At 64.9% G+C, this 25,334-nt stretch carries 30 protein-coding genes and 1 riboswitch; of the genes, 14 read left to right on the forward strand and 16 right to left on the reverse strand.

Features of this window, described 5'->3' with window-relative positions; genetic code table 11:
- From QCE69_RS31890 to QCE69_RS31915, 7 genes are all read right to left on the reverse strand, one after another.
- Window positions 1–402, reverse strand: a complete 402-nt coding sequence (locus QCE69_RS31890; RefSeq protein ID WP_309934911.1) for a DUF4186 domain-containing protein — start codon at window positions 400–402, stop codon at window positions 1–3.
- Between the two features lie 7 nt (window positions 403–409).
- Complete coding sequence (gene cobM / locus QCE69_RS31895; RefSeq protein ID WP_309934912.1) at window positions 410–1,132, reverse strand: precorrin-4 C(11)-methyltransferase; 723 nt, start codon at window positions 1,130–1,132, stop codon at window positions 410–412.
- Window positions 1,129–1,863: a cobalt-precorrin-6A reductase gene (locus QCE69_RS31900; protein WP_309926506.1), complete on the reverse strand. Its 735-nt coding sequence runs from the start codon at window positions 1,861–1,863 to the stop codon at window positions 1,129–1,131. Before QCE69_RS31900 ends, cobM begins: the two co-directional genes overlap by 4 nt.
- A gap of 37 nt (window positions 1,864–1,900) precedes the next feature.
- Window positions 1,901–3,112: a precorrin-6y C5,15-methyltransferase (decarboxylating) subunit CbiE gene (gene cbiE, locus QCE69_RS31905; protein ID WP_309934914.1), complete on the reverse strand. Its 1,212-nt coding sequence runs from the start codon at window positions 3,110–3,112 to the stop codon at window positions 1,901–1,903.
- Between the two features lie 290 nt (window positions 3,113–3,402).
- Window positions 3,403–3,864: a type VI secretion system tube protein Hcp gene (locus tag QCE69_RS39620; RefSeq protein ID WP_409021251.1), complete on the reverse strand. Its 462-nt coding sequence runs from the start codon at window positions 3,862–3,864 to the stop codon at window positions 3,403–3,405.
- Between the two features lie 129 nt (window positions 3,865–3,993).
- Window positions 3,994–4,542 carry a hypothetical protein gene (locus tag QCE69_RS31910; protein ID WP_309934915.1) on the reverse strand — a complete coding sequence of 183 codons (549 nt, stop codon included), beginning with the start codon at window positions 4,540–4,542 and terminating at the stop codon, window positions 3,994–3,996.
- Between the two features lie 172 nt (window positions 4,543–4,714).
- Window positions 4,715–4,936, reverse strand: a complete 222-nt coding sequence (locus QCE69_RS31915; protein WP_309934917.1) for a hypothetical protein — start codon at window positions 4,934–4,936, stop codon at window positions 4,715–4,717.
- 671 nt (window positions 4,937–5,607) lie between these two features.
- On the opposite strand from QCE69_RS31915, the gene cobG reads away from it, so the two are divergent.
- From cobG to cobJ, 4 genes are read left to right on the forward strand one after another with little or no spacing between them, the layout of a single operon-like run.
- Window positions 5,608–6,861: a precorrin-3B synthase gene (gene cobG / locus QCE69_RS31920; protein ID WP_309926516.1), complete on the forward strand. Its 1,254-nt coding sequence runs from the start codon at window positions 5,608–5,610 to the stop codon at window positions 6,859–6,861.
- Entirely contained in the window at window positions 6,854–7,480 is a 627-nt protein-coding gene (locus QCE69_RS31925; RefSeq protein WP_309934919.1) for a precorrin-8X methylmutase, read from the forward strand. The genes cobG and QCE69_RS31925 overlap by 8 nt, the downstream gene beginning before the upstream one ends.
- Complete coding sequence (locus QCE69_RS31930; protein ID WP_309926520.1) at window positions 7,477–8,205, forward strand: precorrin-2 C(20)-methyltransferase; 729 nt, start codon at window positions 7,477–7,479, stop codon at window positions 8,203–8,205. The genes QCE69_RS31925 and QCE69_RS31930 overlap by 4 nt, the downstream gene beginning before the upstream one ends.
- On the forward strand, window positions 8,193–9,872 hold the full coding sequence (gene cobJ, locus QCE69_RS31935) for a precorrin-3B C(17)-methyltransferase (RefSeq protein ID WP_309934921.1): 1,680 nt from the start codon (window positions 8,193–8,195) through the stop codon (window positions 9,870–9,872). The genes QCE69_RS31930 and cobJ overlap by 13 nt, the downstream gene beginning before the upstream one ends.
- Window positions 9,873–9,875: 3 nt before the next feature.
- Here the strand turns inward: cobJ and QCE69_RS31940 are convergent, their stop codons facing one another.
- The 6 genes from QCE69_RS31940 to cobW all read right to left on the reverse strand — a co-directional run bounded on the left by QCE69_RS31940 (window position 9,876) and on the right by cobW (window position 17,533).
- A complete protein-coding gene (locus tag QCE69_RS31940; RefSeq protein ID WP_309934923.1) occupies window positions 9,876–10,319 on the reverse strand; it encodes a type VI secretion system amidase immunity protein Tai4 in 444 nt (147 codons plus the stop codon).
- Window positions 10,316–10,816 (reverse strand): type VI secretion system amidase effector protein Tae4, encoded by a 501-nt coding sequence (locus QCE69_RS31945; protein ID WP_309934925.1) that lies wholly within the window; start codon window positions 10,814–10,816, stop codon window positions 10,316–10,318. Before QCE69_RS31945 ends, QCE69_RS31940 begins: the two co-directional genes overlap by 4 nt.
- A gap of 146 nt (window positions 10,817–10,962) precedes the next feature.
- The gene (locus QCE69_RS31950) at window positions 10,963–11,544 is read right to left on the reverse strand and encodes a VWA domain-containing protein (RefSeq protein WP_309935431.1); all 582 of its coding nucleotides are present in this window, start codon (window positions 11,542–11,544) and stop codon (window positions 10,963–10,965) included.
- Window positions 11,545–11,648: 104 nt separating this feature from the next.
- Window positions 11,649–12,668, reverse strand: a complete 1,020-nt coding sequence (locus tag QCE69_RS31955; protein WP_309934926.1) for an ATP-binding protein — start codon at window positions 12,666–12,668, stop codon at window positions 11,649–11,651.
- Complete coding sequence (gene cobN, locus QCE69_RS31960) at window positions 12,665–16,441, reverse strand: cobaltochelatase subunit CobN (protein WP_309934927.1); 3,777 nt, start codon at window positions 16,439–16,441, stop codon at window positions 12,665–12,667. The genes QCE69_RS31955 and cobN overlap by 4 nt, the downstream gene beginning before the upstream one ends.
- A gap of 6 nt (window positions 16,442–16,447) precedes the next feature.
- Complete coding sequence (gene cobW, locus QCE69_RS31965; RefSeq protein ID WP_309934928.1) at window positions 16,448–17,533, reverse strand: cobalamin biosynthesis protein CobW; 1,086 nt, start codon at window positions 17,531–17,533, stop codon at window positions 16,448–16,450.
- Between the two features lie 417 nt (window positions 17,534–17,950).
- Between cobW and QCE69_RS31970 the strand changes: the two genes are divergently transcribed.
- The 4 genes from QCE69_RS31970 to QCE69_RS31985 all read left to right on the forward strand — a co-directional run bounded on the left by QCE69_RS31970 (window position 17,951) and on the right by QCE69_RS31985 (window position 19,457).
- On the forward strand, window positions 17,951–18,232 hold the full coding sequence (locus tag QCE69_RS31970) for a hypothetical protein (RefSeq protein WP_309935451.1): 282 nt from the start codon (window positions 17,951–17,953) through the stop codon (window positions 18,230–18,232).
- Window positions 18,204–18,428 carry a tlde1 domain-containing protein gene (locus QCE69_RS31975; protein ID WP_309926535.1) on the forward strand — a complete coding sequence of 75 codons (225 nt, stop codon included), beginning with the start codon at window positions 18,204–18,206 and terminating at the stop codon, window positions 18,426–18,428. Before QCE69_RS31970 ends, QCE69_RS31975 begins: the two co-directional genes overlap by 29 nt.
- Window positions 18,425–18,940, forward strand: coding sequence for a hypothetical protein (locus QCE69_RS31980; RefSeq protein ID WP_309926537.1), 516 nt, complete (start codon window positions 18,425–18,427; stop codon window positions 18,938–18,940). The genes QCE69_RS31975 and QCE69_RS31980 overlap by 4 nt, the downstream gene beginning before the upstream one ends.
- 94 nt (window positions 18,941–19,034) lie before the next feature.
- Entirely contained in the window at window positions 19,035–19,457 is a 423-nt protein-coding gene (locus tag QCE69_RS31985) for a cobalamin biosynthesis protein (RefSeq protein ID WP_309926539.1), read from the forward strand.
- 155 nt (window positions 19,458–19,612) lie between these two features.
- Here the strand turns inward: QCE69_RS31985 and QCE69_RS31990 are convergent, their stop codons facing one another.
- The gene (locus QCE69_RS31990; RefSeq protein ID WP_309934929.1) at window positions 19,613–19,747 is read right to left on the reverse strand and encodes a hypothetical protein; all 135 of its coding nucleotides are present in this window, start codon (window positions 19,745–19,747) and stop codon (window positions 19,613–19,615) included.
- Window positions 19,748–19,991: 244 nt separating this feature from the next.
- On the opposite strand from QCE69_RS31990, the gene QCE69_RS31995 reads away from it, so the two are divergent.
- From QCE69_RS31995 to QCE69_RS32010, 4 genes are all read left to right on the forward strand, one after another.
- On the forward strand, window positions 19,992–20,516 hold the full coding sequence (locus tag QCE69_RS31995) for a hypothetical protein (protein WP_309934931.1): 525 nt from the start codon (window positions 19,992–19,994) through the stop codon (window positions 20,514–20,516).
- 303 nt (window positions 20,517–20,819) lie between these two features.
- On the forward strand, window positions 20,820–21,422 hold the full coding sequence (gene cobO / locus QCE69_RS32000) for a cob(I)yrinic acid a,c-diamide adenosyltransferase (RefSeq protein WP_309926543.1): 603 nt from the start codon (window positions 20,820–20,822) through the stop codon (window positions 21,420–21,422).
- 5 nt (window positions 21,423–21,427) lie between these two features.
- Complete coding sequence (locus QCE69_RS32005; protein WP_309934932.1) at window positions 21,428–22,729, forward strand: cobyrinate a,c-diamide synthase; 1,302 nt, start codon at window positions 21,428–21,430, stop codon at window positions 22,727–22,729.
- Complete coding sequence (locus QCE69_RS32010) at window positions 22,726–22,962, forward strand: DUF1289 domain-containing protein (RefSeq protein ID WP_309926548.1); 237 nt, start codon at window positions 22,726–22,728, stop codon at window positions 22,960–22,962. The genes QCE69_RS32005 and QCE69_RS32010 overlap by 4 nt, the downstream gene beginning before the upstream one ends.
- Window positions 22,963–23,027: 65 nt before the next feature.
- Here the strand turns inward: QCE69_RS32010 and QCE69_RS32015 are convergent, their stop codons facing one another.
- Both QCE69_RS32015 and QCE69_RS32020 read right to left on the reverse strand, forming a co-directional pair.
- Window positions 23,028–23,831, reverse strand: a complete 804-nt coding sequence (locus tag QCE69_RS32015; RefSeq protein WP_309926550.1) for a CbtA family protein — start codon at window positions 23,829–23,831, stop codon at window positions 23,028–23,030.
- Window positions 23,832–23,840: 9 nt separating this feature from the next.
- A complete protein-coding gene (locus QCE69_RS32020; RefSeq protein ID WP_309820468.1) occupies window positions 23,841–24,074 on the reverse strand; it encodes a CbtB-domain containing protein in 234 nt (77 codons plus the stop codon).
- A gap of 29 nt (window positions 24,075–24,103) precedes the next feature.
- Window positions 24,104–24,230, reverse strand: a riboswitch (cobalamin riboswitch).
- A 48-nt stretch (window positions 24,231–24,278) separates the two neighbouring features.
- Here QCE69_RS32020 and QCE69_RS32025 point away from each other — a divergent pair.
- Window positions 24,279–24,836: a histidine phosphatase family protein gene (locus QCE69_RS32025; RefSeq protein WP_309934933.1), complete on the forward strand. Its 558-nt coding sequence runs from the start codon at window positions 24,279–24,281 to the stop codon at window positions 24,834–24,836.
- A gap of 80 nt (window positions 24,837–24,916) precedes the next feature.
- Window positions 24,917–25,288: a DUF1428 domain-containing protein gene (locus QCE69_RS32030; RefSeq protein ID WP_309934935.1), complete on the forward strand. Its 372-nt coding sequence runs from the start codon at window positions 24,917–24,919 to the stop codon at window positions 25,286–25,288.
- The last annotated feature ends 46 nt before the right edge of the window (window positions 25,289–25,334 follow it).

Raw genomic sequence — 25,334 nt, forward strand, 5'->3', positions numbered from 1 at the left:
TCAGAACAGGCTGCGCTGACGCACCTCAGGCTCGGACCGCGACGCTTCCGGCAGCGGCTGCGCCCGCAGCCAGCGTTCGATAGCATCGACCACATGCTGCCGCTCGACGGCATCCAGCGCCCGGCCCGCCGGGATCTCATGCCATTTGGCCAGACATGAGCGGCAGCACGTCGCCGTCGCATGCTGTGCGATGAACACCGGATGCCCGCGCATCGGCGTCTGCTTTCCGTCGTTGGGCGGCAGCGGCGGCCCGAGACGCCTGCCGATCATGTCGTGCGCTTGCGCGAGCACCGTCTCCATGCCCTTCGCGCCCAGATACTTCCCTTCCCGCACGCCGAGCGCAAAGCGCCGCCGGAACGCCGACCGGGCGAGTGCGGCAAAAACGGCGTCGAGATCGCGCATGGCGGGGTCAGCTGCCGTAGAGCGTCGATTCGGCGAAACCGTCGGCGGACAGCACGCGGCCGACGAGAATCATCGCCGTGCGTTCGACGCCCGCCGCGCGCACCTTTTCCGCGATGTCCGCGAGCGTGCCCTCGATGCGCGTTTCGTCGGGCCAGCTCGCGCGAAACACCACGGCCACCGGACAGTCCGTGCCATAGTGCGGCACCAGGTCGGCGACGATGCGCTCGATGTGACGCACGCCGAGATGAATCGCAAGCGTCGCGCGGTGCCGCGCCAGATCCGCGAGCGATTCGCCAGGCGGCATGGCCGTGCGGGTCGCGTAGCGCGTGAGGATGACCGTCTGGGAGATGCCGGGCAGCGTCAGTTCGCGACCGAGCGCCGCCGCCGATGCAGCCGTCGCCGTCACGCCGGGCACAATTTCATAGGGAATGCCGAGCGCGTCGAGCCGGCGCATCTGCTCGCCGATCGCGCCGTACAGCGAGGGATCGCCCGAATGCACGCGCGCCACGTCCTGGCCGGCGACGTGCGCGTCGTGCAACAGCGCGACGATGGTATCGAGATCGAGCTCCGCCGTATCGATGCACTTTTCCGCATGATGACCGGCGAGCACTTCCTTCGGCACCAGCGAGCCGGCATAGAGCAGTACCGGGCAGGTGCGGACCAGCCGCTGGCCTTTGACGGTGATGAGTTCGGGATCGCCGGGTCCGGCGCCGATGAAATAGACGGTCATGCTGTGAATGAGAGTTGAAGTCCGAGCGCATCGAGTGCATCGGCGACGGTGCCGAAACGGCGGTCGGCGGCGGGCAACTCGGGACGCGCGAGCATGATGACCGGCAGGCCGCGTTCGCGCGCGACCGTCAGCTTCGCCTCGGTCGCGCGTCCGCCGCTGTGTTTGCTGATGACGACATCGATGCGGGCTGCGTCGAACAGCGCGCGTTCGCCGTCGAGGGTGAACGGGCCGCGCGCATCGATGATCCGCGCGCGTGCATTGCCCGCGTGCGCTTCGAGACAGCGCACGGTCCAGTATTGCGAAGCGGGAATCTCGTCCAGATGCGCGAGCGGTTCGCGCCCGAGCGTGAACAGCGGCCGGCCGAATCCGGCGATGCCGGCGACGATGCCGTGCCAGTCGTGAACGAAACGCCAGTCGTCGCCGGACTGTGCAGGCCACGCGGGACGGCGCACGGCCCATAGCGGCACGCCTGTGCTGTCGCAGGCCGCGCGGGCGTGGCGGCTCATTTGCGCGGCATACGGATGCGTCGCATCGACGACGAGCGCAATGCCCGCGTCGCGCAGATAAGCGCCGAGCCCGTCGATGCCGCCAAAGCCGCCGACGCGCACCGTGCACGCGAGATCGTCCGGTACGCGTCCCAGGCCTGCCAGGCTATAGACGTGACCGGCGGGCAGTGCGCGCGCGAGCGCGAGCGCGTCGCCGGTGCCGCCGAGCAGGAGAATGCGCTTCATGCCGCACCGGCCTTGCGGGAAGACGAACGCATGCCGCTCATGGCTTGCTCGCTTGCAGCAGCGTGATGGGCAGCGCCTGGCGCCAGGTATCGAAACTGCCGAGCGGCTCCGCCTGCGCAACGGCGATGCGCGTCAGTTCGCCGCCATGCCGCGCGCGCCATTCGACCAGCGCCATCTCGCTCTGCAAGGTCACGGCATTGGCGACGAGCCGTCCGCCCTGACGCAGGCGCGACCAGCACGCATCGAGCACGCCGGGCACGGTCAACCCGCCGCCGATGAACACGGCGTCCGGCGCGGGCAGGCTGTCGAGCGCGGCGGGCGCCTCGCCCTTCACGAGTTGCAGCGCGGGCACGCCGAGCGCGTCGCGGTTGTACTCGATGAGCCGCTGCCGGCTCTCGTTCGCTTCGATCGCAATCGCACGGCAGGCGCGGTGCGCGCGCATCCATTCGATGCCGATCGAGCCGCAGCCCGCGCCCACATCCCACAGCAGTTCGCCCGGCTGCGGCGCGAGATGGGCCAGCGTCACGGCACGCACCGCGCGCTTGGTGAGCTGGCCGTCGTGCCGATAGGCGTCGTCGGGCAGGCCCGGCGTCAGCGGCGGGCCGGCGTGGCCCGCGTGCGTACGGCAGTCGATTGCGATCAGATTGAGTGCGGCGACGCGCGGTTCGCGCCAGTCGTCGGCCCGTTCGTCGATACGGCGTTCGCTGGCGCCGCCCAGATGCTCGAACACGCTCATGCGGCTCGCGCCGAAACCATGCGCGGTGAGCAGCGTGGCGACTGCGGCGGGCGTGGCGCCGTCGGCGCTCAGGACGAGCAGGCGCGCGCCGCGATGCACGTCGGCGAGCAGCGACGCCGCCGGCCGGTTGACGAGCGACACGCACGCCACGTCCTGGAGCGCCCAGTGCAGGCGCGCCGCGGCCAGCGACAGAGACGACGGCGCGGGCAGCACGCGCATTTCCTCGCCGGCGACTTCACGCGCGAGCGTCGCGCCGACGCCGAAGCACATCGGATCGCCGCTTGCGAGCACGCAGATGCGGGTCTTGCCGTCCCCGCGTTCGGCGAGCACGGCGTCGATCGAAAAGGGCCGGGGCCACGGCACGCGGCGCGCGGCGATACGGGACGGCAGCAGCGCAAGATGGCGCTCGCCACCATGGATGGCCTGCGCTTCGACGAGCGCGCGGCGGGCGGCGCGGGACAGGCCGTGCCAGCCGTCCTCGCCGATGCCAACGACGGTCAGCCAGGTCGACATGCGGCATCTCCTCGATTGGGATCCGGGCCTGTCAGGCAACCCGCTCAGCAAAGCGCCCGAGGGGCCGTCAGGGCCGGATGGTCGGTAAAAGCGGGCATGATACAGGTCCAACGGAGCCCGGGTTGCCCTTGCAGTGGACGGTACGGTTGTTATGTTTCTCGAGCTTCGTGAAGGCGCGTCAAATCTTGATGGCCCGAAGAATCGACTCTCATAGATTACATGGGTACGACCGGTTTCTCGTGGTCTGAATCAAATCGAAGCCCAAGTGGCGGCGCGCGACAGCGCTTGATTCAAGAACGCGCAACGGAAGGCGGCAAATCTGCGCAAGTGAACGCGAACGATCTGTTTGACGTGGTCCGCATACGGGTGACGATGCTCTCTTGGCTGCGGAGATCGAACAAGGCGGTGACGGTTCCGCCTCTCTGCCCCAGGTTCGTCAACAGGACATACTCATATTTCATTCGAACAAAAGAAAGCGCGACGCGTTCTACGATGGTGCCGCCCGCGCCGACGGGTTCCACGACCGTTACCCTCACGTCATCCATGCTCCACCGCATGAATTCCTGTGGCGTTCCTCCGGCCATACGTGAAAACAGCGCGGCTTTAGGGATGGACCGACCCACGGCGCAGTACTGGCCAAATTCGGGCTGGCGCGATCCAGGCGGTGAACGAATTCCACGTCGCGAATGGTTGCCCTCGGTCCGCTTCCTGCATTGCTGTGTGATGCGCCGGACGCCTGATGCAATGATCACTTGAAAGAGATGACATCAATGGCCTTGGGCACGCTCTGCGATTCGCCCTCGATACCGTCAACAAGGATAAAAGTCTCCATGCGTTCCTTTTCTTGAACAGAATGAACTTGTAATGCGCATCAAACAATTTCAGCTGTGAGAGACAAAGCCGATCGACGACGACAAGCCAAATCCGTCAATCAAACCCTCACTGATACCCTTCATGACAATCATGGCCCTGGCGTTTCTTGCCGCCATACCGATCAAGGCCGGACTGGCAGCGCACGCAAGCATCAGTGCCTCCGGAATGCCCATGTGCATGATTGTGCAAGCCTTTGCAATCAGCATGCCGCCACCCATTTCGACGTTGAACGCGCCGCCGCCAAAATCGGCTGCGGACAGTTCGTCGCCTTGGAAGGAGTAGTTCATAAAGACGATGCCGTCGCCCCAGAAATCCGTGGTGGAGCCCGAACCGGTCAATCCACGCCCTTTAGGCAAGGGCAATTCAGGAAGCTGAAACTGCTTCGGAATTCTCAGGCCAAGAAGATTGATTCCAAACGTGGAAAAGTTGAACTGGTGGGATACCTTCGCGGGATCGACCAGCACGAGTATGCCGCGTGCAGCAGATAAAGGACCCAACGCGCCAGCCACACTGGCACCGGTGTTATATCGCCAACGACTCTTTCTATAACTGATCATTCCTCGATCCGAAGTTGAGCAAGGACCTCCCCATTAGTCCCGATATGACCACCACCACGCCAAACAGGAGCGGCATGAAATCGAACAGGTTTAATGTCTGGTTGACCTTCGGTTGCATACCGGGCGCGCTGCGCAAATAACGCACCTCAAGGCGGTCACCCACCTCCACCGGTTAGGTACTGCTTCCGGGGAAAGTGACCGTTACGCCCTTGTCTGTCGTGAAAGACACTTCCGGGTGATAAGCACCGTGATTCAACTTGACGACTTCGCCCACTGTCACTGTGGATTCGAGATAGAAATCAATATCCATCCAGGTGAATTGACCAAAAATCGCGATCAGGCAAACGCCCAGAAAAGCCGTGACCCAATCGATTCGGGCCGTGCTCCGTTTCATGACCTCTGGCTCGATTTCACGTGCGCGGGATTTCCTACGTTCCTATCTCTTGCCCGGTTCAACCTGACTGCGGCACAGCCTGATTCGACAAAGCTGAAATCGCCGAGTCGTGTTCCGCTTCGCATCGCGCAGAAGGACTGCTGGTCAGGCAAATGCATCATGCGTCACGTCTCCGTGTCATCAAACCATCGATCAAAAATATCGCGATAACAAAAGTATGTGTGTCGCTTTGTGTAACGAATTCAAATGCCCGTATGAAGAAAATGTCCGCATGCATACAAGCGGAGGAGATGCTTGCCCAACAGCATTGACTCGGTTCTTCATAGACCAAGGGATCGCGTTGATGACCAGCGTCCCGATAACGTTCATGCGTGCCATGCCGAGCACCGGCTTGAGTCGCGATGTTCGATGTTAGAATTCGGACCTGCCTTGCCTGACAAGGCTTTGCGGCATATTTTGGAGACGCCGGCAGGGCCTGGCGCTTGTACGCAGCGAGTCCGCGCACTCGCGCCCCTGATTCACTGCAAACAGCGCGGCGCGAATGACGCCTCCAAGCCAGGCGACTTGCCAACCGAACGTTTTCGCGCGACACCCACCGGCCGATGCAACCCGGTCAGCGCCACACACGCGAAGCCTCACGGGCCATGCCTTTGATCTCACTCGACCATCCAGTGCCTGCGACCGCATCCCGCACCTCCGCGTGTCCGGGGCTGATGCGCGTCGTGCCCGCGCGCGATGGCGGTCTCGCACGTTTGCGCCTGACGGGCGGCTCGCTGAGCGCCGACGCTGCGCGTGCCGTGGCGCGGGCCGCGCGCGAGTGCGGTTCCGGTGTGATCGAAGTGACGAATCGCGCGAACCTGCAACTGCGCGGCATTCGCGCCGACGCCCACGCGCGGCTCGTCGACATTGCTTCCGCTGCGGGCCTGGCGCCCGCGACCGAGAGCGCCGACGACATCCGCAATGTGATGCTGAGCCCGCTCGCCACCGACGCCACCCGCACGCTGGCCGCCGATCTCATCGCTGCCATGCAGGCCGATGCCGCGCTGCATGCGCTGTCGCCGAAATTCGCATTGCAACTGGATGGCGGCGAGCAACTCGCGATGCTCGATCATCCGCATGACCTGTGGCTCGCCGCGCTCGATGACGGCGCGCGGTTCGCCTTCGGCCTTGCCGGCACGATCCCGCTGCATGCGCACGACACGCCCGCACTCGGCGTGATTTCCCGTGACGATGTCGTTACTTTCGTGACCGGCGTGCTGCGCCGCTTCCTTGCGCTTGCACGGCCCGACGAGCATCGCATGCGCGATCTGCTGGCGCGCGCCAGCACGCATGCCCTCGCGTTCCCGGCGCCGGAAGCAGCGCTTCGTTCCTGGCGGCGCGCTCCCTCCGATGCCACTTTGCGGCTCGGCGCGCACGCCGACAACACCATGGCCTACGCCGGCGCACAGGCTCCGCTCGGACGCCTCGACGCCGCCACGCTCGACGCCCTCGCTGCCATCGCGACGACCTATGCCGCGGGCCGCCTTGCGATGACGCCCTGGCAGAGCGTGCTGATCCCGGATCTTGCGCCGCACGCCGCGCACGATGTCCTGCATGAACTGCGGGGACTCGGTCTCGCGACGGAGCCGCGCGATCCGTTCGCGCGCCTGATCGCGTGCGCTGGTTCCGCCGGCTGCGCCAAAAGCCGCGCAGACACAAAATCCGATGCACAACGCCTCGCCCCGCTTCTGCCCGCGCACGCACTGGCGCAGGTGCATCTGAGCGGCTGCGAGCGTTCGTGCGCGGCGGCGCATCCGGTCGCGACGACGCTGCTGGCACGCGCACCGGGCCGTTACGACCTTTACCGCGGCGAGCAGCTCGCCGCCTGCAACCTGACACTCGAAGAGGCGGCCGAACGGCTCGCCCGGAGCACGACCGATGCTTGACTACATCCGCGACGGCGCGGAGATCTATCGCCAGTCGTTCGCGACGATCCGCGCCGAAGCCGACCTCGCCGCCGTCCCCGCCGATCTCGAAAAAGTCGCGGTGCGGCTGATTCATGCCTGCGGCATGGTCGATATCGTGAGCGACCTGCGTTTCTCGCCCGGCGCGGGGCTTGCTGGCCGCCGCGCGCTCGCGGCCGGCGCGCCGGTGCTGTGCGACGCGCGCATGGTCGCCGAAGGCATCACGCGCGCGCGGCTGCCGGCGGCCAATCGCGTGATCTGCACGCTCGCCCATGCCTCGGTTCCCGAACGCGCCCGCGCGCTGGGCAACACGCGTTCGGCTGCGGCGCTCGAACTCTGGCGGCCGGATCTCGAAGGCGCGATCGTCGCGATCGGCAATGCGCCCACGGCCCTGTTCCATCTGCTCGACATGCTCGATGCCGGCGCACCCCGGCCCGCGCTGATCCTGGGCTTCCCGGTGGGATTCATCGGCGCGGCGGAATCGAAGGCGATGCTCGCCGCCGACAGCCGCGGCATCCCGTACGTCGCGCTGCTCGGCCGGCGCGGCGGCAGCGCGATGGCCGCCGCCGCCGTGAACGCGCTGGCCTCGGAGGTCGAATGATGAGCGGACGTCTCTATGGCCTGGGCGTCGGTCCGGGCGATCCGGAACTGCTCACCCTGAAGGCGCTGCGCCTGCTGAAGGCCGCGCCGGTGGTCGCGTATTTTGTGGCGAAGGGCAAGAAGGGCAATGCGTTCGGCATCATCGAGGCGCATCTCGACGATGCGCAAACCCGCCTGCCGCTCGTCTATCCGGTCACGACCGAAGCGCTCGAACCGCCGCTTTGCTACGAAACCATCATCAGCGCGTTCTATGACGACGCGGCCCTCGAAATCTCGGGACATCTCGAATCCGGACACGATGTCGCGGTGATCTGTGAAGGCGATCCCTTCTTCTACGGCTCGTACATGTATCTGCACGACCGCCTCGCGACGCGATTCGACGCGGAAGTCGTGCCGGGCGTGTGTTCGATGCTGGGCGGCGTCGCGGTGCTCGGCGTGCCGCTGGTGTATCGCAACCAGAGCTTGTCGGTGCTGTCCGGCGTGTTGCCGGAAGCGGACCTGAAGCGCCGTCTCGAAGCCGCCGACGCCGCCGTCATCATGAAGCTCGGCCGCAACTTCGAAAAAGTGCGCCGCGTGCTGGCCGAACTCGGCCTCGACGACCGCGCGCTCTACGTCGAACGCGCGACGATGGCGAATCAGCGCATCGTCGCCCTCGATGAAGTCGACCCGATGGCGTCGCCGTACTTCTCGCTGCTCGTCGTGCCGGGGAAAAAATGGCAGGCATGACGGGCAGGAACGCGCCGGCGATCGTCGTATTGGGCAGCGCCGCGCTCGACACCGCGCGACGCATCCAGGCGCACGTTCCGGGCGCGCGCATCCATGGGCTGGCGAGCCGCGTGGACGCTCATTCCGCCGACATCGCCTATGACGATTTCGGCGCGCATCTGCGTTCGCTGTATGTGTCAGGTACGCCGGTGATCGCGCTGTGCGCCGCGGGCATCGTGATCCGCGCGCTGGCAACGTGTCTCGCGGACAAGGGCGCGGAACCGCCGGTGCTGGCCGTCGCCCAGGACGGCAGCGCGGTCGTGCCGCTGCTCGGCGGCATGAACGGGGTGAACGTGCTGGCGCGCGAGATCGCGGCTTCGTTGCACATCGCGCCCGCCATCACGACGAGCGGCGAGCTGCGCTTCGGCCAATGTCTGCTCGCACCGCCCGAGGGTTACGCGCTGGCGGACATCGAGCAAGGCAAGCGCTTCGTGTCCGGACTGCTGGCGGGCGAGACGACGCGCATCGAAGGCCACGCGCCCTGGCTCGACGACGCGCCGCTGCCGCGCGCCGCCGACGCTCGCCTCGCCGTGCATATCACGCCGTATGGCGCGGGCACAGCCACGGCCGCGCTTACGCCGGACGATCTCGTGATTCATCCGCGCTGCGTGCTGGCGTGGCTCGACGATGCGGGCATCGAAGGCGATATCGCGGAACGGGTGCGCGTCGCAATGCGCGAGCGCGGTCTCGCGCCGCTTGCGCTCGCGGCGCTTGTTGCACCCGTGCGGCAAGGTTCACTCGAACCGCTCACGGAGGCCGCGCATGCGCTCGGCGTGCCGCTGCGCCTGTGCGATGCGCGGCCCTTCGACGCAGCCAGCTCGAACGGCGTCGCGCTGCATGTCGCGGATACGCCGGTCGATGCGCTTGCCATCGGCCGTGCGCGCGGCACGCTGACCGTGCTGGGCCTCGGCCCCGGCAGCGCGGATTTGCTGACGCCCGCCGCGCGCCGTGCGCTCGATGAAGCGCAGGACGTGCTCGGCTATGAAACCTACGTGCGCATGGCCGGACCGTTCCGCGACGGCCAGTGCGTCCACATGACCGACAACCGCGAGGAATTGCAGCGCGCGCGGCGTGCTTTCGAACTGGCGAGCGAGGGACGGCGCGTCGTCGTGGTGTCGTCGGGCGATCCGGGCGTGTTCGCCATGGCGGCGGCAGTGCTCGAAGCACTCGACACAGGCCGCGCCGATCACGCCGACTGGCACGCCGTGAAGCTTGCGATCGTGCCGGGCGTGTCGGCATCGCTGGCGACGTCGGCGCGGGCGGGCGCGCCGCTCGGTCACGACTTCTGCGTGCTCTCGCTGTCCGACAACCTGAAGCCGTGGAGCGTGATCGAGAAACGCATCGCACATGCCGGCGAAGCCGATCTGGTGATGGCGTTCTACAACCCGCTATCGAAGGCGCGGCCCTGGCAGTTTGATCGCGCGATGGAGATCGTCAGGCAGCATCGGCGGGCGGAGACGCCGGTCGTCTTGGGACGGGACATCGGCCGTCCGGGGGAACGCCTGAGCATCGTGACGCTGGGCGCGCTGACGAGCGATCTCGTCGACATGCGGACGATGGTGATCGTCGGATCATCGACGACGCGAACGGTGGGGGACTGGGTTTATACGCCGCGGTGGTATGAGTGAGGGTTAGCGGGAAGGTGAATGGATGCGGCGGTTCGGGTCAATCACCATGGCCTGCACCAGATGGTCCAGGTCCTTGCTGTGATACAGGTCGAGGCATTTGAGAAAGTCGAAGCGAATGTTGAGGCCGTTCGTTTCGGCTTCGGCAAGCGGATTTCGATAGTCCCGTTCAAGGTAAGCCTTCACAAGTGACGTGATGGCCTGGGGCGTCCGGTCCAGATCGTAGTAGGTCCAGTCACGCAGCGCACTCACGCTGCTTCCGGAATCGATTCGTGCGTCCGCGCTGCTGTCGTAGGCCGTTGCGACGCAAGTAGCCAGCACCATGTCTCTGTAATTATCGGCGTAGGTGCGCGTGGACCCTTCTGGCGAGTCGGCGGCAGCGATGACTGATGGGCTAATGAGCACCATCCACATTGAAATAAGTGAAAAGATGGCGTTCCGAAGCCTCAACGCAAGCTCCAAAAATGGGCGCGATTAGTTCGGAAAGTCGCCTCCGGTTCGTTGAAATAACACCGGTCATAGCAAATGATTCCGTTGTACAACGTCGCATGCCCTTGAGCATCGCCCCACCCAGAAACCTCGAAAAGGATGACACCTCTTTTGTTTGCCAGCGCGCCACCGCCTGAAGGCGGAAACTCAACCACCTCTGCTTCACCCCAGCAATGCTGAAGGAAGTCGATCAGATCTCGCACCCGAAAAAAGTACTGTCGCTTGTCTCCGCCGGTCACTGTTTTGCCACGGATCGTCGGAATTGGGATGCCGCAGTGATTGAGGATGTAACTCATCCGAACAGCACACGTATTTTTCCACCTCGAGGCCGCATTCGGTAAGTCGATGTTTCGAGCCACCACGCCACCGATAGTGCTCGCGACCTTCGCCTCAGGATTGGACGGGGCATAGACCTTCATCGCGGCAGACCACGCCGTTGCAAACATCGGACGATGCATGGGGAATCCTCATCAAAGTTCCGAGTGATTCTGGATCCTAGCCTTGAAATCCACGCATAACAATGGAGAGCAAACTATCTATCATCAATTTCAGAAACATCACAGTCGAACGCGGTTAGTCCACGCAATGCATGCGATTCACCGCCTCATATAGCTGCCCCTTCCTCCTCTAACTCCCCCGCCGTCAAATACTCCGCCTCCCACTCCCGCGCGAACGCCCTGCACCGTCCGACGCGCACGGCATGCTCATCAAAATCCACGACCACAATCCGGTCCGCATCCCGTGGCCGCTGTGGCTGCTCATTCGTCCGCCCGTCCGTCAGCAGCCACAGCGAGCGACGCTGCGAAGGCCTGCGCCGTGCCGCACGCGTCAGCAGCGCCGCCGCACGCGCAAGCCCAAGCGTGAGCGGCGTACCCCCGCCTCCGCCGATCGGCGCCACCCAGCGCTCGTTGAACACATGCGCCGCGCCCGGCTGACGGCGCACTTCCGCGCGCCCGCCGCCAAAACACACCAGCGCAATTTCCGCACGCTCGCGATACGCGCGATCGAACAATGCCACCAGCATGCCCTTCGCGCGCGCGAGCCGTTCGCCCGCGAGCATCGATGCCGAGCAATCCAGCACGAAACAATGCAACGCCGCGGCCTCGCCTTGCTTGCGCCGATGCCGCAGATGCCCCGGCTGAAGACGCGCCGCGCGCCGGGCACGCAAAGTCGCCGGCCAGTCGATGGACACGCTTGCATCGCCCTCGCGCGACACGTGACGACCAGGTGAACGCGCCGCTTTCCATCGAAGACGATGCTCTCCGGCATCCGCGTCCCGCCTTCGATGGTTCAGGCTTTTTTTGTGGTGAGCGGCCTCACGTGCTTGATCTTCGTGATGCCGGCAGGCTCGGGCGGCAGATGGCCCCAGTCGGCATCGCCGGAATCCGCTTGCAAAGGCGCGGACTCGCGGTCCGGCGGCGGCAAGGAAGAAGACGACGAAGACGTATCCCCCTCATGCCGGCGATGCCGCAATACCGCATCCGCCACCTGCTCCACATGCGTGACCTTGACCTTGGTGGCCCCTTCCAGCGCCGCCAGTGCACGCGCCGCGCGCAGCATCACGAGATCGGCGCGCAGACCGTCCACATTCGCCGCGATGCACAGTTCACTCACACGCGCGTGAACGGCATCGTCGAACGTGAAGTAAGCAAGCGCCGCGCGCGCCGCATGGATGCGTGCATGCAACGCAGCCTGCGCCGCTTCATGCCGCGCGCGAAAGGCGGCCGGGTCGGCATCGAATGCAAGCCGCGCCTTCACGATCTGCTGGCGCACGGCCGCGTCGAAACAATTGCTCATTTCCACCGCAAGCCCGAACCGGTCGAGCAGTTGCGGCCGCAATTCGCCCTCTTCCGGATTCATCGTGCCGATCAGCACGAAACGCGCGTCATGCCGGTGCGAAATGCCATCGCGCTCGACGATGTTCACCCCGCTCGCCGCGACATCCAGCAGTTGATCGACGAGCGGATTCGGCAGCAGGTTCACTTCGTCGACATACAGGACGCCGAGATGCGCCTTCGCAAGCAAGCCCGGCGCAAAGCTCACGCCGCCGTCGCGCAACGCGCTCTGTATATCCAGCGTGCCGATCAGCTGCTCCTCGCTCGCGCCGAGCGGCAGGCTCACGAGCCGCCCTTCCGGCAACAGTTCGGCAAGCGCGCGCGCGGCCGTGGACTTCGCCGTGCCGCGCGGCCCGCTGACCAGCACGCCGCCGATAGACGGGTCCACCGCCGCCAGCAACAGCGCCTGCTGCAAGTCGTCCTGACCGACTAGCGCGGCGAACGGAAACACCGAAGAAGAAAGAGATGAGTTCAAGACTGTCTGCCCTCGATGCGTTGCTCGACATCGAGCAGATGCCGCTCGACCTGGTCGCGATAATCAGCGGGGTTCTGCCACAGGCCGCGCTCCATGGCTTCGAGCAGCCGCTCGCAGATCGATTGCAGCGCGTGCGGATTGTGCCGCGAGATGAAGTCGCGCGTGGCGGGATCGTTCACATAGGCATCGGTGACGAGCGCGTATTGATGATCCGACACCACGCGCGCGGTTGCGTCATAGCCGAACAGGTAATCGACCGTCGCGGCCATTTCCGACGCACCCTTGTAGCCGTGCCGCTTCACGCCGTCGATCCATTTCGGATTCACGACCCGCGCACGCACCACGCGCGCAATTTCCTCGTGCAGCGTGCGCACGCGCGGCGCGGCGGGATTGCTGTGATCGGCGTTATAGGCCTGCGGCTGCACGCCGGACAGATAGCGCACGGCCGCGATCATGCCGCCCTGGAACTGGTGATAGTCGTTCGAATCGAGCAGGTCGTGCTCGCGATTGTCCTGGTTCTGCAACACGACATCGAGGGTCGAGAGCCGCGTGCCGAAACTCGCGCGCGCCTCCACGCCATCGCCGGACTGCGCATACGCATAGCCGCCCGTGGTTTGATAGGCGGCGGACAGATCGGCGTCCGTCTGCCATTGCTTCGCGTCGATCAGTTCCTGAAGCCCCGCGCCATAGGCGCCCGGCTTCGTGCTGAACACACGCCAGCCCGCTTGCCGCCGCGCCGCTTCGGCATCCATGCCGCGCGCCATCAGTTCGTCGCGTTCGCGCAGGATGCGGGCGCGGATCGGATTGACGTCGGCGGGTTCGTCGTCGAGGGCGGCCACGGCCTGCACAGCGGCATCGAAGAGATGCATCAGGTTCGCGAAGGCATCGCGGAAAAAGCCCGACACCCGCAGCGTCACGTCGATGCGCGGCCGGTTGAAGATCGAGATCGGCAGGATCTCGAAGTCCGTCACGCGATGGCTGCCCGCCGCCCACTTCGGCCGCACGCCGATCAGCGCAAATGCTTGCGCGATGTCGTCGCCGCCGGTGCGCATCGTCGCCGTGCCCCACACGGACAAGCCGATGGCGCGCGGAAAATCGCCGTGATCCTGGACATGCCGCTCGACCAGCGCGTTCGCCGACTTGAGTCCGAGCGACCAGGCGGCTTGCGTCGGCAACGCGCGGGTATCGACCGAATAGAAGTTGCGGCCCGTCGGCAAGACATCGGGCCGGCCGCGCGAAGGCGATCCGCTCGGACCCGGCGGCACGAAGCGCCCTTCGAGCCCACGTTTCAGTTGCAGCAGTTCCTGCGGTCCGCACGCATCGAGACGCGGCAGCACCTCATGGCGCAAGCGCCCGAGCACGAGCGACGCGTGCGCGCCGGGCGCCTCCCGTGCGTCGTCCGACAATAGTTGCACCGCTAACCATTCGAGGCGTTCGCGCGTATCGCCATGATGACGCCATGGCGCATCGCTCACCGCCGCGAGCGTCAGCGGACGCGGACCGGTCCATGGCGCGGCCCAGTCCGAGTCGAGCGGGTCGAAGTGATCGCCGAGTTGCAGGTCGCGCGCGAGCGCGGTGATGAGACTGGCGTTCGCGCCCTGTCCGTCGCCGACGGGAAAACGCCCGAGCGCCAGCAGCGTGTCGCTTCGCTGCGTGCCCTCCGGCGACACGCCGAACACATGCAGTCCGTCGCGGATCTGCGCTTCCTTCAGCTCGCAGAGATAGGCATCGGCGCGCGTGAGCAACACGTCTTCTCCCGCGATGTCGCGCGGGGCGTCGAGCCCGAGTTCCTCGTGCAGCCGGTTCTCGACGATGGTCCTGAGAATCGACTGGCGCAACAGCTTCGCGCGGCGCACGTCCACCATCAGCGCTTCGTAGTATTCGTCGACCTGACGTTCGAGGTCCTGCAAGGGCCCGTAGTTTTCCGCGCGCGTGAGCGGCGGCATCAGGTGATCGATGATGACGGCCTGCGCACGGCGCTTGGCCTGACTGCCCTCGCCCGGGTCGTTGACGATGAACGGATAGAGATGCGGCATCGGGCCGAGAATCGCATCGGGCCAGCACGATGACGACAGCGCCACGCTCTTGCCCGGCAGCCATTCGAGATTGCCGTGCTTGCCGACATGCACGATCGCATCCGCCTGGAAACGCACGCGCAGCCAGAAGTAGAACGCCAGATACGCATGCGGCGCGACGAGTTCGGCGTCGTGATAGCTCGCGTAGTCATTGCGTTCGCGCGAACGCGCGGGCTGGATGCCGACGAATATCTCGCCGCAGCGATACCCCGCGATCATGAAGCGACCGCGCCGCACGGTGGGATCGTCTTCAGGCGCGCCCCAGACGGCTTCGAGCGCGGCGCGTGCGTCGGCGGGCAGGGCGCGGTACGCGTCGAGGTAATCCGCCATCGACAGGCTTTGCAACGCGGGCCGCAAGTCACGCACGAGTGGGTCGTTGGTCACGCCTTCCGTCAGCATGCCGATCAGCGCGTCGCCATCGGCCGGAATCTGGCCGACGCGATAGCCTTCGCGCGCGAGCATCGACAGAATGCCGATGGCCGATGCCGGCGTATCGAGCCCGACGCCATTGCCGATGCGTCCCTCGCTGGCCGGATAGTTGGCCAGCACGAGCGCGACGCGCTTCTGCGCATTCGGCGCCTGACGCAGCCTGCACCAGCGCCGGCTCAGTTCCGCGACGAAACGCACGCGCTCGTCGTCGGCCTGATAGCGCACCACGTCGACCTGCGTCTGCTTGCAGTGATACGCAAGCCCCTTGAAGCTCACAGCGCGCGTGATGATGCGGCCATCGACTTCGGGCAGCGCCACGTGCATCGCGACGTCGCGCGAGTTCAGGCCATGATTGGACTGCTGCCAGTCCTCGCGATTGCCGCCGCTCAGGATCACCTGCAGCACGGGTGCATCGCCCGCGACTTCGAACGCCTCGCTCTCGCCGATCACGCCCGCCGCGAATGCCGTGGTATTCAGCACGAGCGCCGCGCGCTGCTCCACGCACACGCGCTCGACCACTTCGCGGCTCACGCAGTCCTTCAGCGATGCAATGGCGATCGGCAACGGGTTCAGCCCTTCCCGTTCGAGCGCGTCGACGAGGGAATCGAATACGGCCGTGTTGCCCGATTGCAGATGCGCGCGATAGAACAGGATGGCGACGACCGGCGCGTCCTTCGTCCAGCGCGCCTGCCAGTCCGCGACCGTGGCGATCTCGCGTTCGGGATGATAGATCGCCACCGCGGGCAGTGCGGCGGGCGGCGGCGGCTCAGTGCCGTAATCCAGCGCACGCCGCGCGATGGCGCGCAAGAACGCTTCTGCATTGCGCGCGCCGCCTTCGCGCAGATAGCGCGAGAGCTGGCGGCAGAACGCGGGATCGACAGTGCTCCTGGCGATCAGGTTTGGGTCTTCGGTCAGATCGCCCGAGAACATCGCGAGCATCTGGCGCTGCTTGTTCGCCAGCGTCACCAGGCGCTCGATGCCATACGGCCAGTACGATTCGCCGCCGAGATGATCGACGACCACGACCTGTGCATGGCTCAGGACATCGTCGACGTAGAAATCGACGGAAGCCGGCTGGCGCAGGAACGACTGATTGGCGAGCCGCACTTCGGGGAAACCGGGCTCCAGACGTGGCACCACGCTTGCCAGCAGGGCGAGCGTGGTGTCGGCGGAACTGAGAATGACGATCGGCGCGCGGGTCTGCTCGATGCGCATGACGCCCTGCGCGTCGTCGACGAAACCGCCCGGGGTCGTGCGCAGCAGATGCATGGCGGCCTACGCCTGCGCTGGCGCGCTCGCAAGCGCGGCTTCGAAGGCCCGCTGCAAGGCGTCCGCGCTCAGGTCCTCGCCGATCAGCACGAAGCGGCTCTGTTGACGGTCCTCGTGCGCTTCCCAGCGACGGTCGAAGTAGCTGTCGAAGCGCTGCCCGACGCCCTGCACCACGAGCCGCATGGCCGCGCCCGGCAACGCCGCGAAACCCTTCACGCGATAGATCGTGTGCTGGCCGACCAGCGTCTGCAATGCGGCGATCGCCTGCTCGCGCGATTCGACCGGCGCGTGCACGACGACCGAATCGAACTCGTCGTGATGGTGATCGGCGTGACCTGCTTCGTCGGGCGAGCCATGATGATCGTGGCGCAGGTGAATGGTCTCTTCCGATGCCGCTTCGAGACCGAGCAACGCGTGAATGTCGAGCTTGCCCATGTGCGCGGGCACGATCTTCACTTCGGCGGGAATCTCGGGGCGCACGAGCGCTTCGACCTTGTGCAGGGCCTCGGCGTCCATCAGGTCGGTCTTGTTCACGATGACGAGGTCCGCCGACGACAACTGGTCTTCGAACAATTCATGCAGCGGCGATTCGTGATCGAGATTCGGATCGGCCTTGCGCTGTGCATCGACGGCGACCGGGTTCGCCGCGAACTGGCCGCTCGCGGCGGCGGGTCCGTCGACCATGGTGACGACCGCATCGACGGTGAAGGCGTTGCGGATGGACGGCCAGTTGAACGCCTGCACGAGCGGCTTGGGCAGCGCGAGACCCGAAGTCTCGATCAGCACGTGATCGATGCTGTCGCGCCGTTCGAGCAACTGTTCCATCACGGGATAGAACTCCTCCTGCACGGTGCAGCAGAGACAGCCGTTGGCGAGTTCGTAGAGATTGCGGTCGGCGGATGCTGCTTCGTCGTCGCAGCCGATGCCGCAACCCTTGAGGATCTCGCCGTCGATGCCGAGTTCGCCGAACTCGTTGACGATGACTGCAATGCGCTTGCCCTGCGCGTTGGACAGGATATGCCGCATCAGCGTGGTCTTGCCGCTGCCGAGGAAGCCGGTCACGACGGTAACGGGAATCTTGCGGGTCTGCATCGTGGCTCCGGGAGTGGTGTTGCGTTTGGGATGCGCGAGGCGGGATGAAGGGCTGCATCGACTGAACGATGACGCGCGTTTTGTGTTCGGGTCTGGCGAGGCTGGGGCGCAGATTGCTGCGCTGTTGCCGGAGCCGGACTGGAATGCCGCAAAGCCTTGTCAGGCAAGCCGGACACAAATTTTAGCACGGGGGTTTTCGTTGTTTCACGTTCGAAGTGCGTGGCTCGGCGGCGGCCCTGCTCATTCGCTATATCACTCGCCGGTCATCGTTACGTTCTTATCGACTGCGCGGGAGCATCGGATTTATCTCAGGACCTTGATCCAGTCACACAAAAGCACACATTTAAGGACGTTGGTGCGCTAAGTTCACCGGTCACATCATTTTTTGAGGCTTGCGCCCGCAAAGGATGGATCGAGATGCCCGTCACATGTACTTTCATCCTGAACAATCGCTCCACATCCACGCTAGTTTGCTCGGGATATGGAACCGTCAAAGCGTTTTCAGGCAACGAGCGAGGTCTTGACAATCCGGCCGAGGTTGCGTCAAAAGGCATCGGACCCATCCGCCTGGAACGTATTACCTCGTTGACCGTCAATCAGGCGGCCGGTTGGGTCAACTCCGTGATGTTCTCTCGCCGCAGCTCGGGTCAACGGATCGAAGTAATGGTTCATGCTCTGGAATCCACGGTCGGGCGATGAGACCAACATCAAAGGCGTAAAACGCAGCAACTTCCGATTGCACGCTGTGGGAGCCGATGAAAGAAGCGAGGGGAGTATCACGCTCGTCAATCCCGCCGAGTTCGAGCTGTTGCAACGTTTCATTCGTAGATCGCCGCCCTCAATGTCCGTTCCTGGTTCCACCCTCAAGTCGTATGGGATGGTGACGGTTCGATGATCCGAAAAGCAGTCCGCAAGCTTTGCCTCGTCGCTTCGGCGCTCCTCGCCTCGCTCCTCGCCGCCCTCGCCATGACTCGCTTCGCGAACCTTCGGGCCGGCGCCATACCTGACTGGATGGCCGACGGCGTGCGCGCCACGTTCGAAGCCATGAGCGACCGGCCAGTCGGAATCGAAAGCATCATCGACGGAAGCCTGCTGTTCAAGCTCGCGTTCTTCTGGCTCATGGCCGCGCTCGTGATGACAGGCAGTCTTCTGGCTGCTCGCCGCTTGCTGCACAAGCCATCACTGGGCCTTGCCTGTAGTGCTGGCGCGTTTCCCATTGCGTGGCTTCTTGCGCATTGCGTGCACCTGGCATCGACCACGTTTAATGGCGTTCGGAAAGATTCTCAAATCCTGTACGTGTCAGGCTTGTTGCTTGCATGCTGGGTTGGCATGGTGATGGTTCTGCTTGCCGTTCTCGCCTTGAGGAGCCGGCGTTCTGCACAGAACAATCAAAAGAAGGACGACTAGTTCCCCTTTGGCGCGGTCGAAAGCCCGAACAAAAGCGTCCGGCTGAGCCACGTTAAAATCCCCGCTCACCCCTCAACAACCCACCCGCCTCGCGATGAACCCCGCCATTGATCGCGCCCCGCCGCTCCCTTCGAAGCTCGCCGTAGGCATCGGCTGCAGGCGAGGCACGAGCGCGGATGCAATCGAACGCGCGGTGCAAGCCGCACTCGGCCCGCATGCATTCGGCGATATCGCCGTTATCGCCACCATCGACACCAAGCGTGCCGAAGCCGGTCTGCTTGCCTTCTGCACACGCCACCATCTGCCGTTGCGCTTCTTCAGCGGCGCGGAGATCGCGCAGGCGCCGCACTCGGCGCGCTCGCATCACGCGCGCAAACATCTGAACGTGGATGGCGTCTGCGAGCCCTGTGCGCTGCTGGCGGGCAACTCGGCCACGCTCATCGTGCCGAAGACGATCGATTCCGGCGTAACCGTCGCGATCGCAGCGGCGCGCGGAGCATTCGGAAGCGGCGCTTGATGACAGGATCGACCCCGGCCGCCATGGCTCCCTTGCGCACCAGCGGCTTGGCGACCACGGGCTTCAGTTTGTCGTAACAAAGCCAGATCAGTATGGTCAGTGCCACGAGTTCCAGATAAAGGTAAAACGCATCCATCGTCTTGCTCCAGTAACAGTCACCGCTGATCCTTCATGGAAGGATCGACATCGCTTTCCCGCGGCGGCCGCAACGACCAGATCCAGCCGAGCAGCACGCCGTAGAACACGAGCGAAGCCACACCGACGACGATCACGACAAGCAGGCTGTCCATGGATCTCTCCCTGAATGGTTCACGGATGCAGCAAGCGAAGGGCGATGAGCCATGTTTCGTGATTCCTCGTGAGGCCGTTTCGTTGTTGCGCAACGAATGATGACCACCATGAATTAGCCCGGTATGAGCACATCACCGGCGCCATGTCTCGCTCGCCAGCGCAGGGTTTGCTCGCGCCAGCCTCATTCGGCGCTAATGCCGTCCGCGTAGCGTGGCTTCTTCCGCTTACTGGAAGGAGGTTCTTATGAGGGCGGTGAAGGCGCGCGTGATGGTCGCAGGCGTCCTGGGCACGGCGTCAGCGGGGTTCGACGGGATAGCCGCAGCAGCGCCGGAATACAGCTTTGACATGCGGCGGCATGCGCAACTCGGCCTGCCGGGCAGGCCGGCAGCAGGCGCAATTCCGCAGCCCGAGTTTGCAGCGAGGGCTGCGCAGACGCAGGACACGATTGCGGAGATGCAACGCATCCAGACTACGATTCGGCTCGCACAGGAGGCGGTGGTGTGTATCGATTCGATCTTGTCCGAAGGCCCGCATGACTGCTGGGCACGTACTTACCAGATCATTGCAGAGCTCGACCTCAGCCACGGTGTGAGCATCGATGCTCATACGCCGCCGGATCGGGTCGAATCGGCTCGGTTGAAAGCGGCGCTCGAAGGCTACATCTCCGAGCTGGCGGCGGCTGTGCAGCGGTTCATGCTGGAGGCAAATCGGGGCGGCTCCACCCCACCGGTAGTCGTTAAACCGCCGGTCATGCCCAGGCTGCCCTGAACTCCATCGCTCAAAGCCGAACGTCTTGCCTGCGCCATGGACAAGCTTGCAAGCCCTCTTCAACCTGACCGGCGCGGTGTAAACTGTGTCGCTCTGCGTCCCGCGCTTCGCGATGGCTTCCATGTTATCCGCGAAGTCGGTGCTTATAAGGCTCAAACAAGCACCGAGACAAGCACGACGTTCTGCAACGTTCGTGTGACTTCGCGGCGCATTCCGACTACATCAACCCTCAGGCCTCTGTCCGGCTTGGGTTTCCGCGCTGAGCCCACGAGCAGCGGACCGATCGGGAACGTCACTCATCCCATGCAGAAAAATACCGAAGCGCATCTGCGCATGACCCAGCGGCGCAAGGAAGGCCACGAGAAAAAGCAGGCCGCTGCGGATCACGAGAAAGGCCTGCTGATCGTGAACACCGGCAACGGCAAGGGCAAGACCACCGCTGCGTTCGGCATGGCGGTACGCGTGCTCGGACATGGCATGAAACTCGGCGTCGTGCAGTTCATCAAGGGCGCGCTGCATACGTCGGAGCGCGATTTCCTCGGCGCCATCGCCAACTGCGATTTCGTCACGATGGGCGACGGCTACACCTGGAACACGCAGGACCGCGAGGCCGACATCGCCACCGCGCGGCGCGGCTGGAACGAGGCGCGCCGGATGATCGAGAGCGGTGACTACCAGATGGTGGTGCTCGACGAACTGAACACCGTGCTGAAGTACGAGTACCTGCCGCTCGACGAAGTGCTCGACGTGCTGAAGGCGCGTCCCGCGTTGCTGCATGTCGTCGTGACGGGACGCCATGCACCGGATGCCCTCGTTGAACTGGCCGATCTCGTCACCGAGATGCGGATCGTCAAGCATCCGTATCGTGAGCAGGGCGTGAAGGCGCAACGCGGCGTGGAGTTCTGAACGCGATGCCGCTCTGTCCCGCCCTCTTCATCGGCGCGAGTGCATCGCATCAGGGCAAGACCACGGTCACTGCCGCGCTGGCGCGCCACCACGCGCGTCGCGGACTGAAGGTGCGCGTCTTCAAGACCGGCCCGGACTTTCTCGATCCGATGATCCTCGAACGCGCGTGCGGCGCGCCCGTGTATTCATTGCATCTGTCGATGGTGGGCCTCGACGCATGCCGCGCGCTGCTCGCCCAGGCGGCGCGCGAGGCCGATCTGATCCTGATCGAAGGCGTGATGGGCCTGTTCGACGGCACGCCGAGCAGCGCCGACCTCGCCGCCGCATTCAAGGTACCGGTGCTCGCGGTGATCGGCGCACACGGCATGGCGCAGACCTTCGGCGCCATCGCATTCGGACTCGCGCGCTATCGCGAGGATGTGCCGTTCCACGGCGTGCTCGCCAATCGCGTGGCGTCGCCGCGCCATGCGCAGATGTTGTCCGAGACCATTCCCGCAGGGCTGCTTTACTGCGGGCATCTGTCCAATGCCGACGATATCGCGCTGCCCGAACGGCACCTCGGTCTGACGCAGCCCGCTGAAGTCGCGGACCTCGATGCACGCCTCGACCGCGCCGCCGACGCCATCGCACAGACCTCGCTGTGCGACCTGCCGCCGCCCGTGCAGTTCGACGACGCGACCCTGCCCGAGCCGCCGCGCCTTCTCGAAGGCGTGCGCATCGCCGTCGCGCACGACGCCGCGTTCTCGTTCATCTATCCGGCGAATCTGGATCTGCTGACCGCGATGGGCGCGCGCATCGAGCGCTTCTCTCCGCTCGCCGACGAACCCGTGCCCGCCGCTGCCGATGCGCTCTACCTTCCCGGCGGCTATCCGGAACTGCACGCGGCCACGCTGGCCGGCAACCGGCGCACGCGTGCATCGATCGATGCGCATGTCGAACAAGCGAAGCCGGTCGTCGCGGAATGCGGCGGCATGCTGTATCTCGTCGAGTCGCTCACGGTCCTCGACGGCGCGCAGCACGCAATGCTCGGCATCCTGCCCGGCGCGGCCTTCATGCAGCGCAAGCTGTCGCGCCTCGCGATGCAGCGCATCGACACCGCGCACGGCGCGATGACGGGCCACACGTTCCACTACTCGACGCTCGACACCCCGCTGCAACCCGTGCTCAAGGCCGCACACGCGACCACGGGCGCCGAGGGTGAAGCCCTCTATCGGCATGGACCGGTGACGGCCACCTACATGCACGCTTACTGGCCGTCGAACCCGGCCGCAACTGCCGCGCTGTTTCGCGGCGCCTCGCTCTCATGACGCAAGACACTCAAGCACCGCTGGACCTGGCCTTCACCATCGAGCGCGCCATGACGCAGGAACCGGTCGGCTCGCCCTGTACGAACGTCTGCAAGCTCGACGCCGATACCGGCCTGTGCCTCGGCTGTTTCAGAAGCCGCCAGGAGATCAAGACCTTCCGTTCGCTCGATGATGACGCGAAGCGCGCGCTCTTCGATGAACTGCTGGCCCGCCGCGCGGCACAACGTCGTTAAGCAAAAAAGCCCGCGCTCCTCACGGAACGCGGGCTTCGTCATGTCAGTACAGGCGATTTGACGATTCAGGCCGCAGCCATTCTCCGCACTGGCGGCCGTTCGAGTTCACGCGCGGCCAGCGCACCGAACAAAAGCCCGAGAGTCGTCCAGATCAGCGCTTGAATACCGATGGCGGTCACGCGGAAGTTCCACAGCAAGGACGCCGAGAAGCCTTCGGGCACTTCATCGACGTGCGGCAGCGCGACCTGCGCAATCACGATCACGACCACGTAAGCGAGCGCGGCGACGAGCGTTGCGTTCCATGCGCCTTGCCGTGCCGTCAGACGCCGCTGCCAGCGCACGGCCCACACCATGGCCGCAATCGAAATCGCCACCATGGTGAAGAACAGCGCGGTGCGCGGTCCGATCGTCGCGGCATTGCCCACGGCAGGCGGATTGGGCGGGTACTTGAGGAACGGCACGATGGCCACGCTCACGAAGCCGAACAAGGCCAGCAGCGCCGACGTGCCCCGCGCGTGCAACGCGCCGAGCCGGCCATACGCAAACGCGAAGACGAGCGAGAAGATCCCGCCCAGCGCGGTGCCGAACACGACGACGCCCGTCAACAAGCCGAGGCCCGCCTGGGTGCCGCGTGAGACGAGTTCTTCATCGCCGTGATCGTGGCTCTGGTCCGCGTTCGCGGAGGCATTGGCGGCTGCATGACCGTGCTCGTGCTCGTGTGCAGGCGCGGCCTCCGCATGCTCATGCTGCTCTTCGAAGGCGATGGCCTGCGCCACCGAAGGTTCGCCGAAGCCACGCGCGAAGCCGAAGCCGATGAGGCCCGCGACCAGTCCCGCGAGCATGCCGCGTATCAGCAGGGTGCGAATCATGCTGCGCCCTCAGTGGCAGGGAAAGCCGAGCAGATGCCGGCCGTCGTGAACGAATTCGTGGATGTACATGCCCGAGAAGATCGACGTCGCGCCTTGTTCGGCGCCGACGAAATAAATCGCGATCAGCAGGATCAGGCCGATGAACACGGCCCAGGGCAGGACTTCGCGCACCGGCAGCGGCACGGGTGCGTCGAAGGAAGGGGAAACCGGTGCGGCAAAGCCCGGCGCGTTGGAAGCATTCATGGTGTTTCTCCAAGGGATAGGCGCGTCCCGATTGACGAAGAGCATGCAGCGGGGTCTGACTCGCGGCGCGCCTCATGGCGCTGACGGACCGCTTACAGTGGCGCGACCGTGCCGGGTTTGCACCGGCTTCCTCGCACTGCAGGCTTGCCATTCTATGACGATTGCCCGCAAAGTAAAACGATAACCTCAGAACCGCCGATTGCCTTGGAACTCGTTCTCCTCTGCCACCCCGCCACGCGCGCGATGAAAACCGGCCGCTTTCCTGTCGGCGACGAACCCGCCGATGACACCCCGCACGCGCCCTTGCCCGCCGATGACACCGCGCGCGTGATCTCCAGCCCGGCCCGCGCGGCGCGCGAGATGGCGGCGTGCATCGCGCCTGATGTCGACATCGATGCCGCCTTCGACGACATCGACTATGGCAGTTGGCGCGGACGTTCCATCCGCGAACTCGCCGATGGCGAAGCCGCGCAACTCAGCGCATGGCTAACCGATCCGCGGGCGCGTCCGCACGGTGGCGAAAGCATCGGGATGCTGGCTGTGCGCGTGGTCGAAGGTCTCGACCGGATCGAACGCGAGATGCGCGGCGAGCGCTGCATCGTGGTGACGCATGGCATCGTCGTAAAGGTGGCCGTCGCGCATGCGCAGCGCAAGCCGCTGACCTCCGTCTATGCGATGAACTTCGCGCCGTGCTCCATCACCGTCCTGACCCGCAGTCGAAGCGCACAGGACTGGACGGTGAGCCTGTTCCCGCCGGCCTGAACTTCAGCGCGTGCAGGACGCTCCAAGCATGCAGCGCAGCGATTGCGCGAGCCCGCTATCAAACCGCTCAGGAGATACACATGGCGCATTACGTGGATGGATTCGTCGTACCCGTGCCGTCCGACAAGATCGAAGCCTACCGGGCCATGGCCGAAGCGGCCGGCAAGATCTGGATGGAGCACGGCGCGCTGCAGTTCGTGGAAGCTGTCGCTGATGACGTGAAGCCCGGCAAACTCACCTCCTTCCCGCAGAGCGTGCAGATGAAGGAAGGCGAGACCGTGGTGTTCTCGTATATCGTCTATGCGTCGCGCGAGGAACGCGACCGCGTCAATGCGAAGGTGATGGAAGACCCGCGCCTCAAGGCCATGATGGAAACCGGCGAGCCGCCCTTCGATGCGCAACGGATGTTTTTCGGCGGGTTCAATGCCATCGTCGAACTTGGACGCGACTAGTATTTTTTGTTGTCTGACCGCGCTTGCCGCAAAGGAACTGCATCGA

It is taken from the genome of Caballeronia sp. LZ032, from assembly GCF_031451315.1.
Classification (GTDB): domain Bacteria; phylum Pseudomonadota; class Gammaproteobacteria; order Burkholderiales; family Burkholderiaceae; genus Caballeronia.

Excerpts from the sequence above, each read along its gene's own strand:
- QCE69_RS32005 (WP_309934932.1), top strand. The coding sequence starts at position 21,428 with ATGCCGCTCTGTCCCGCCCTCTTCATCGGCGCGAGTGCATCGCATCAG.
- QCE69_RS31945 (WP_309934925.1), bottom strand. The coding sequence starts at position 10,816 with ATGCATCGTCCGATGTTTGCAACGGCGTGGTCTGCCGCGATGAAGGTC.
- QCE69_RS31990 (WP_309934929.1), bottom strand. The coding sequence starts at position 19,747 with ATGGACAGCCTGCTTGTCGTGATCGTCGTCGGTGTGGCTTCGCTCGTG.
- QCE69_RS31900 (WP_309926506.1), bottom strand. The coding sequence starts at position 1,863 with ATGAAGCGCATTCTCCTGCTCGGCGGCACCGGCGACGCGCTCGCGCTC.
- cobM (WP_309934912.1), bottom strand. The coding sequence starts at position 1,132 with ATGACCGTCTATTTCATCGGCGCCGGACCCGGCGATCCCGAACTCATC.
- QCE69_RS31915 (WP_309934917.1), bottom strand. The coding sequence starts at position 4,936 with ATGAAACGGAGCACGGCCCGAATCGATTGGGTCACGGCTTTTCTGGGC.
- QCE69_RS32030 (WP_309934935.1), top strand. The coding sequence starts at position 24,917 with ATGGCGCATTACGTGGATGGATTCGTCGTACCCGTGCCGTCCGACAAG.
- cobN (WP_309934927.1), bottom strand. The coding sequence starts at position 16,441 with ATGCATCTGCTGCGCACGACCCCGGGCGGTTTCGTCGACGACGCGCAG.
- QCE69_RS31910 (WP_309934915.1), bottom strand. The coding sequence starts at position 4,542 with ATGATCAGTTATAGAAAGAGTCGTTGGCGATATAACACCGGTGCCAGT.
- cobJ (WP_309934921.1), top strand. The coding sequence starts at position 8,193 with ATGGCAGGCATGACGGGCAGGAACGCGCCGGCGATCGTCGTATTGGGC.
- QCE69_RS31925 (WP_309934919.1), top strand. The coding sequence starts at position 6,854 with ATGCTTGACTACATCCGCGACGGCGCGGAGATCTATCGCCAGTCGTTC.
- QCE69_RS31995 (WP_309934931.1), top strand. The coding sequence starts at position 19,992 with ATGAGGGCGGTGAAGGCGCGCGTGATGGTCGCAGGCGTCCTGGGCACG.
- QCE69_RS31970 (WP_309935451.1), top strand. The coding sequence starts at position 17,951 with ATGCCCGTCACATGTACTTTCATCCTGAACAATCGCTCCACATCCACG.
- QCE69_RS31890 (WP_309934911.1), bottom strand. The coding sequence starts at position 402 with ATGCGCGATCTCGACGCCGTTTTTGCCGCACTCGCCCGGTCGGCGTTC.
- QCE69_RS32010 (WP_309926548.1), top strand. The coding sequence starts at position 22,726 with ATGACGCAAGACACTCAAGCACCGCTGGACCTGGCCTTCACCATCGAG.
- QCE69_RS31930 (WP_309926520.1), top strand. The coding sequence starts at position 7,477 with ATGATGAGCGGACGTCTCTATGGCCTGGGCGTCGGTCCGGGCGATCCG.
- QCE69_RS32015 (WP_309926550.1), bottom strand. The coding sequence starts at position 23,831 with ATGATTCGCACCCTGCTGATACGCGGCATGCTCGCGGGACTGGTCGCG.
- QCE69_RS31975 (WP_309926535.1), top strand. The coding sequence starts at position 18,204 with ATGCTCTGGAATCCACGGTCGGGCGATGAGACCAACATCAAAGGCGTA.
- QCE69_RS31985 (WP_309926539.1), top strand. The coding sequence starts at position 19,035 with ATGAACCCCGCCATTGATCGCGCCCCGCCGCTCCCTTCGAAGCTCGCC.
- cobW (WP_309934928.1), bottom strand. The coding sequence starts at position 17,533 with ATGCAGACCCGCAAGATTCCCGTTACCGTCGTGACCGGCTTCCTCGGC.
- cobO (WP_309926543.1), top strand. The coding sequence starts at position 20,820 with ATGCAGAAAAATACCGAAGCGCATCTGCGCATGACCCAGCGGCGCAAG.
- cbiE (WP_309934914.1), bottom strand. The coding sequence starts at position 3,112 with ATGTCGACCTGGCTGACCGTCGTTGGCATCGGCGAGGACGGCTGGCAC.
- QCE69_RS32020 (WP_309820468.1), bottom strand. The coding sequence starts at position 24,074 with ATGAATGCTTCCAACGCGCCGGGCTTTGCCGCACCGGTTTCCCCTTCC.
- QCE69_RS31980 (WP_309926537.1), top strand. The coding sequence starts at position 18,425 with ATGATCCGAAAAGCAGTCCGCAAGCTTTGCCTCGTCGCTTCGGCGCTC.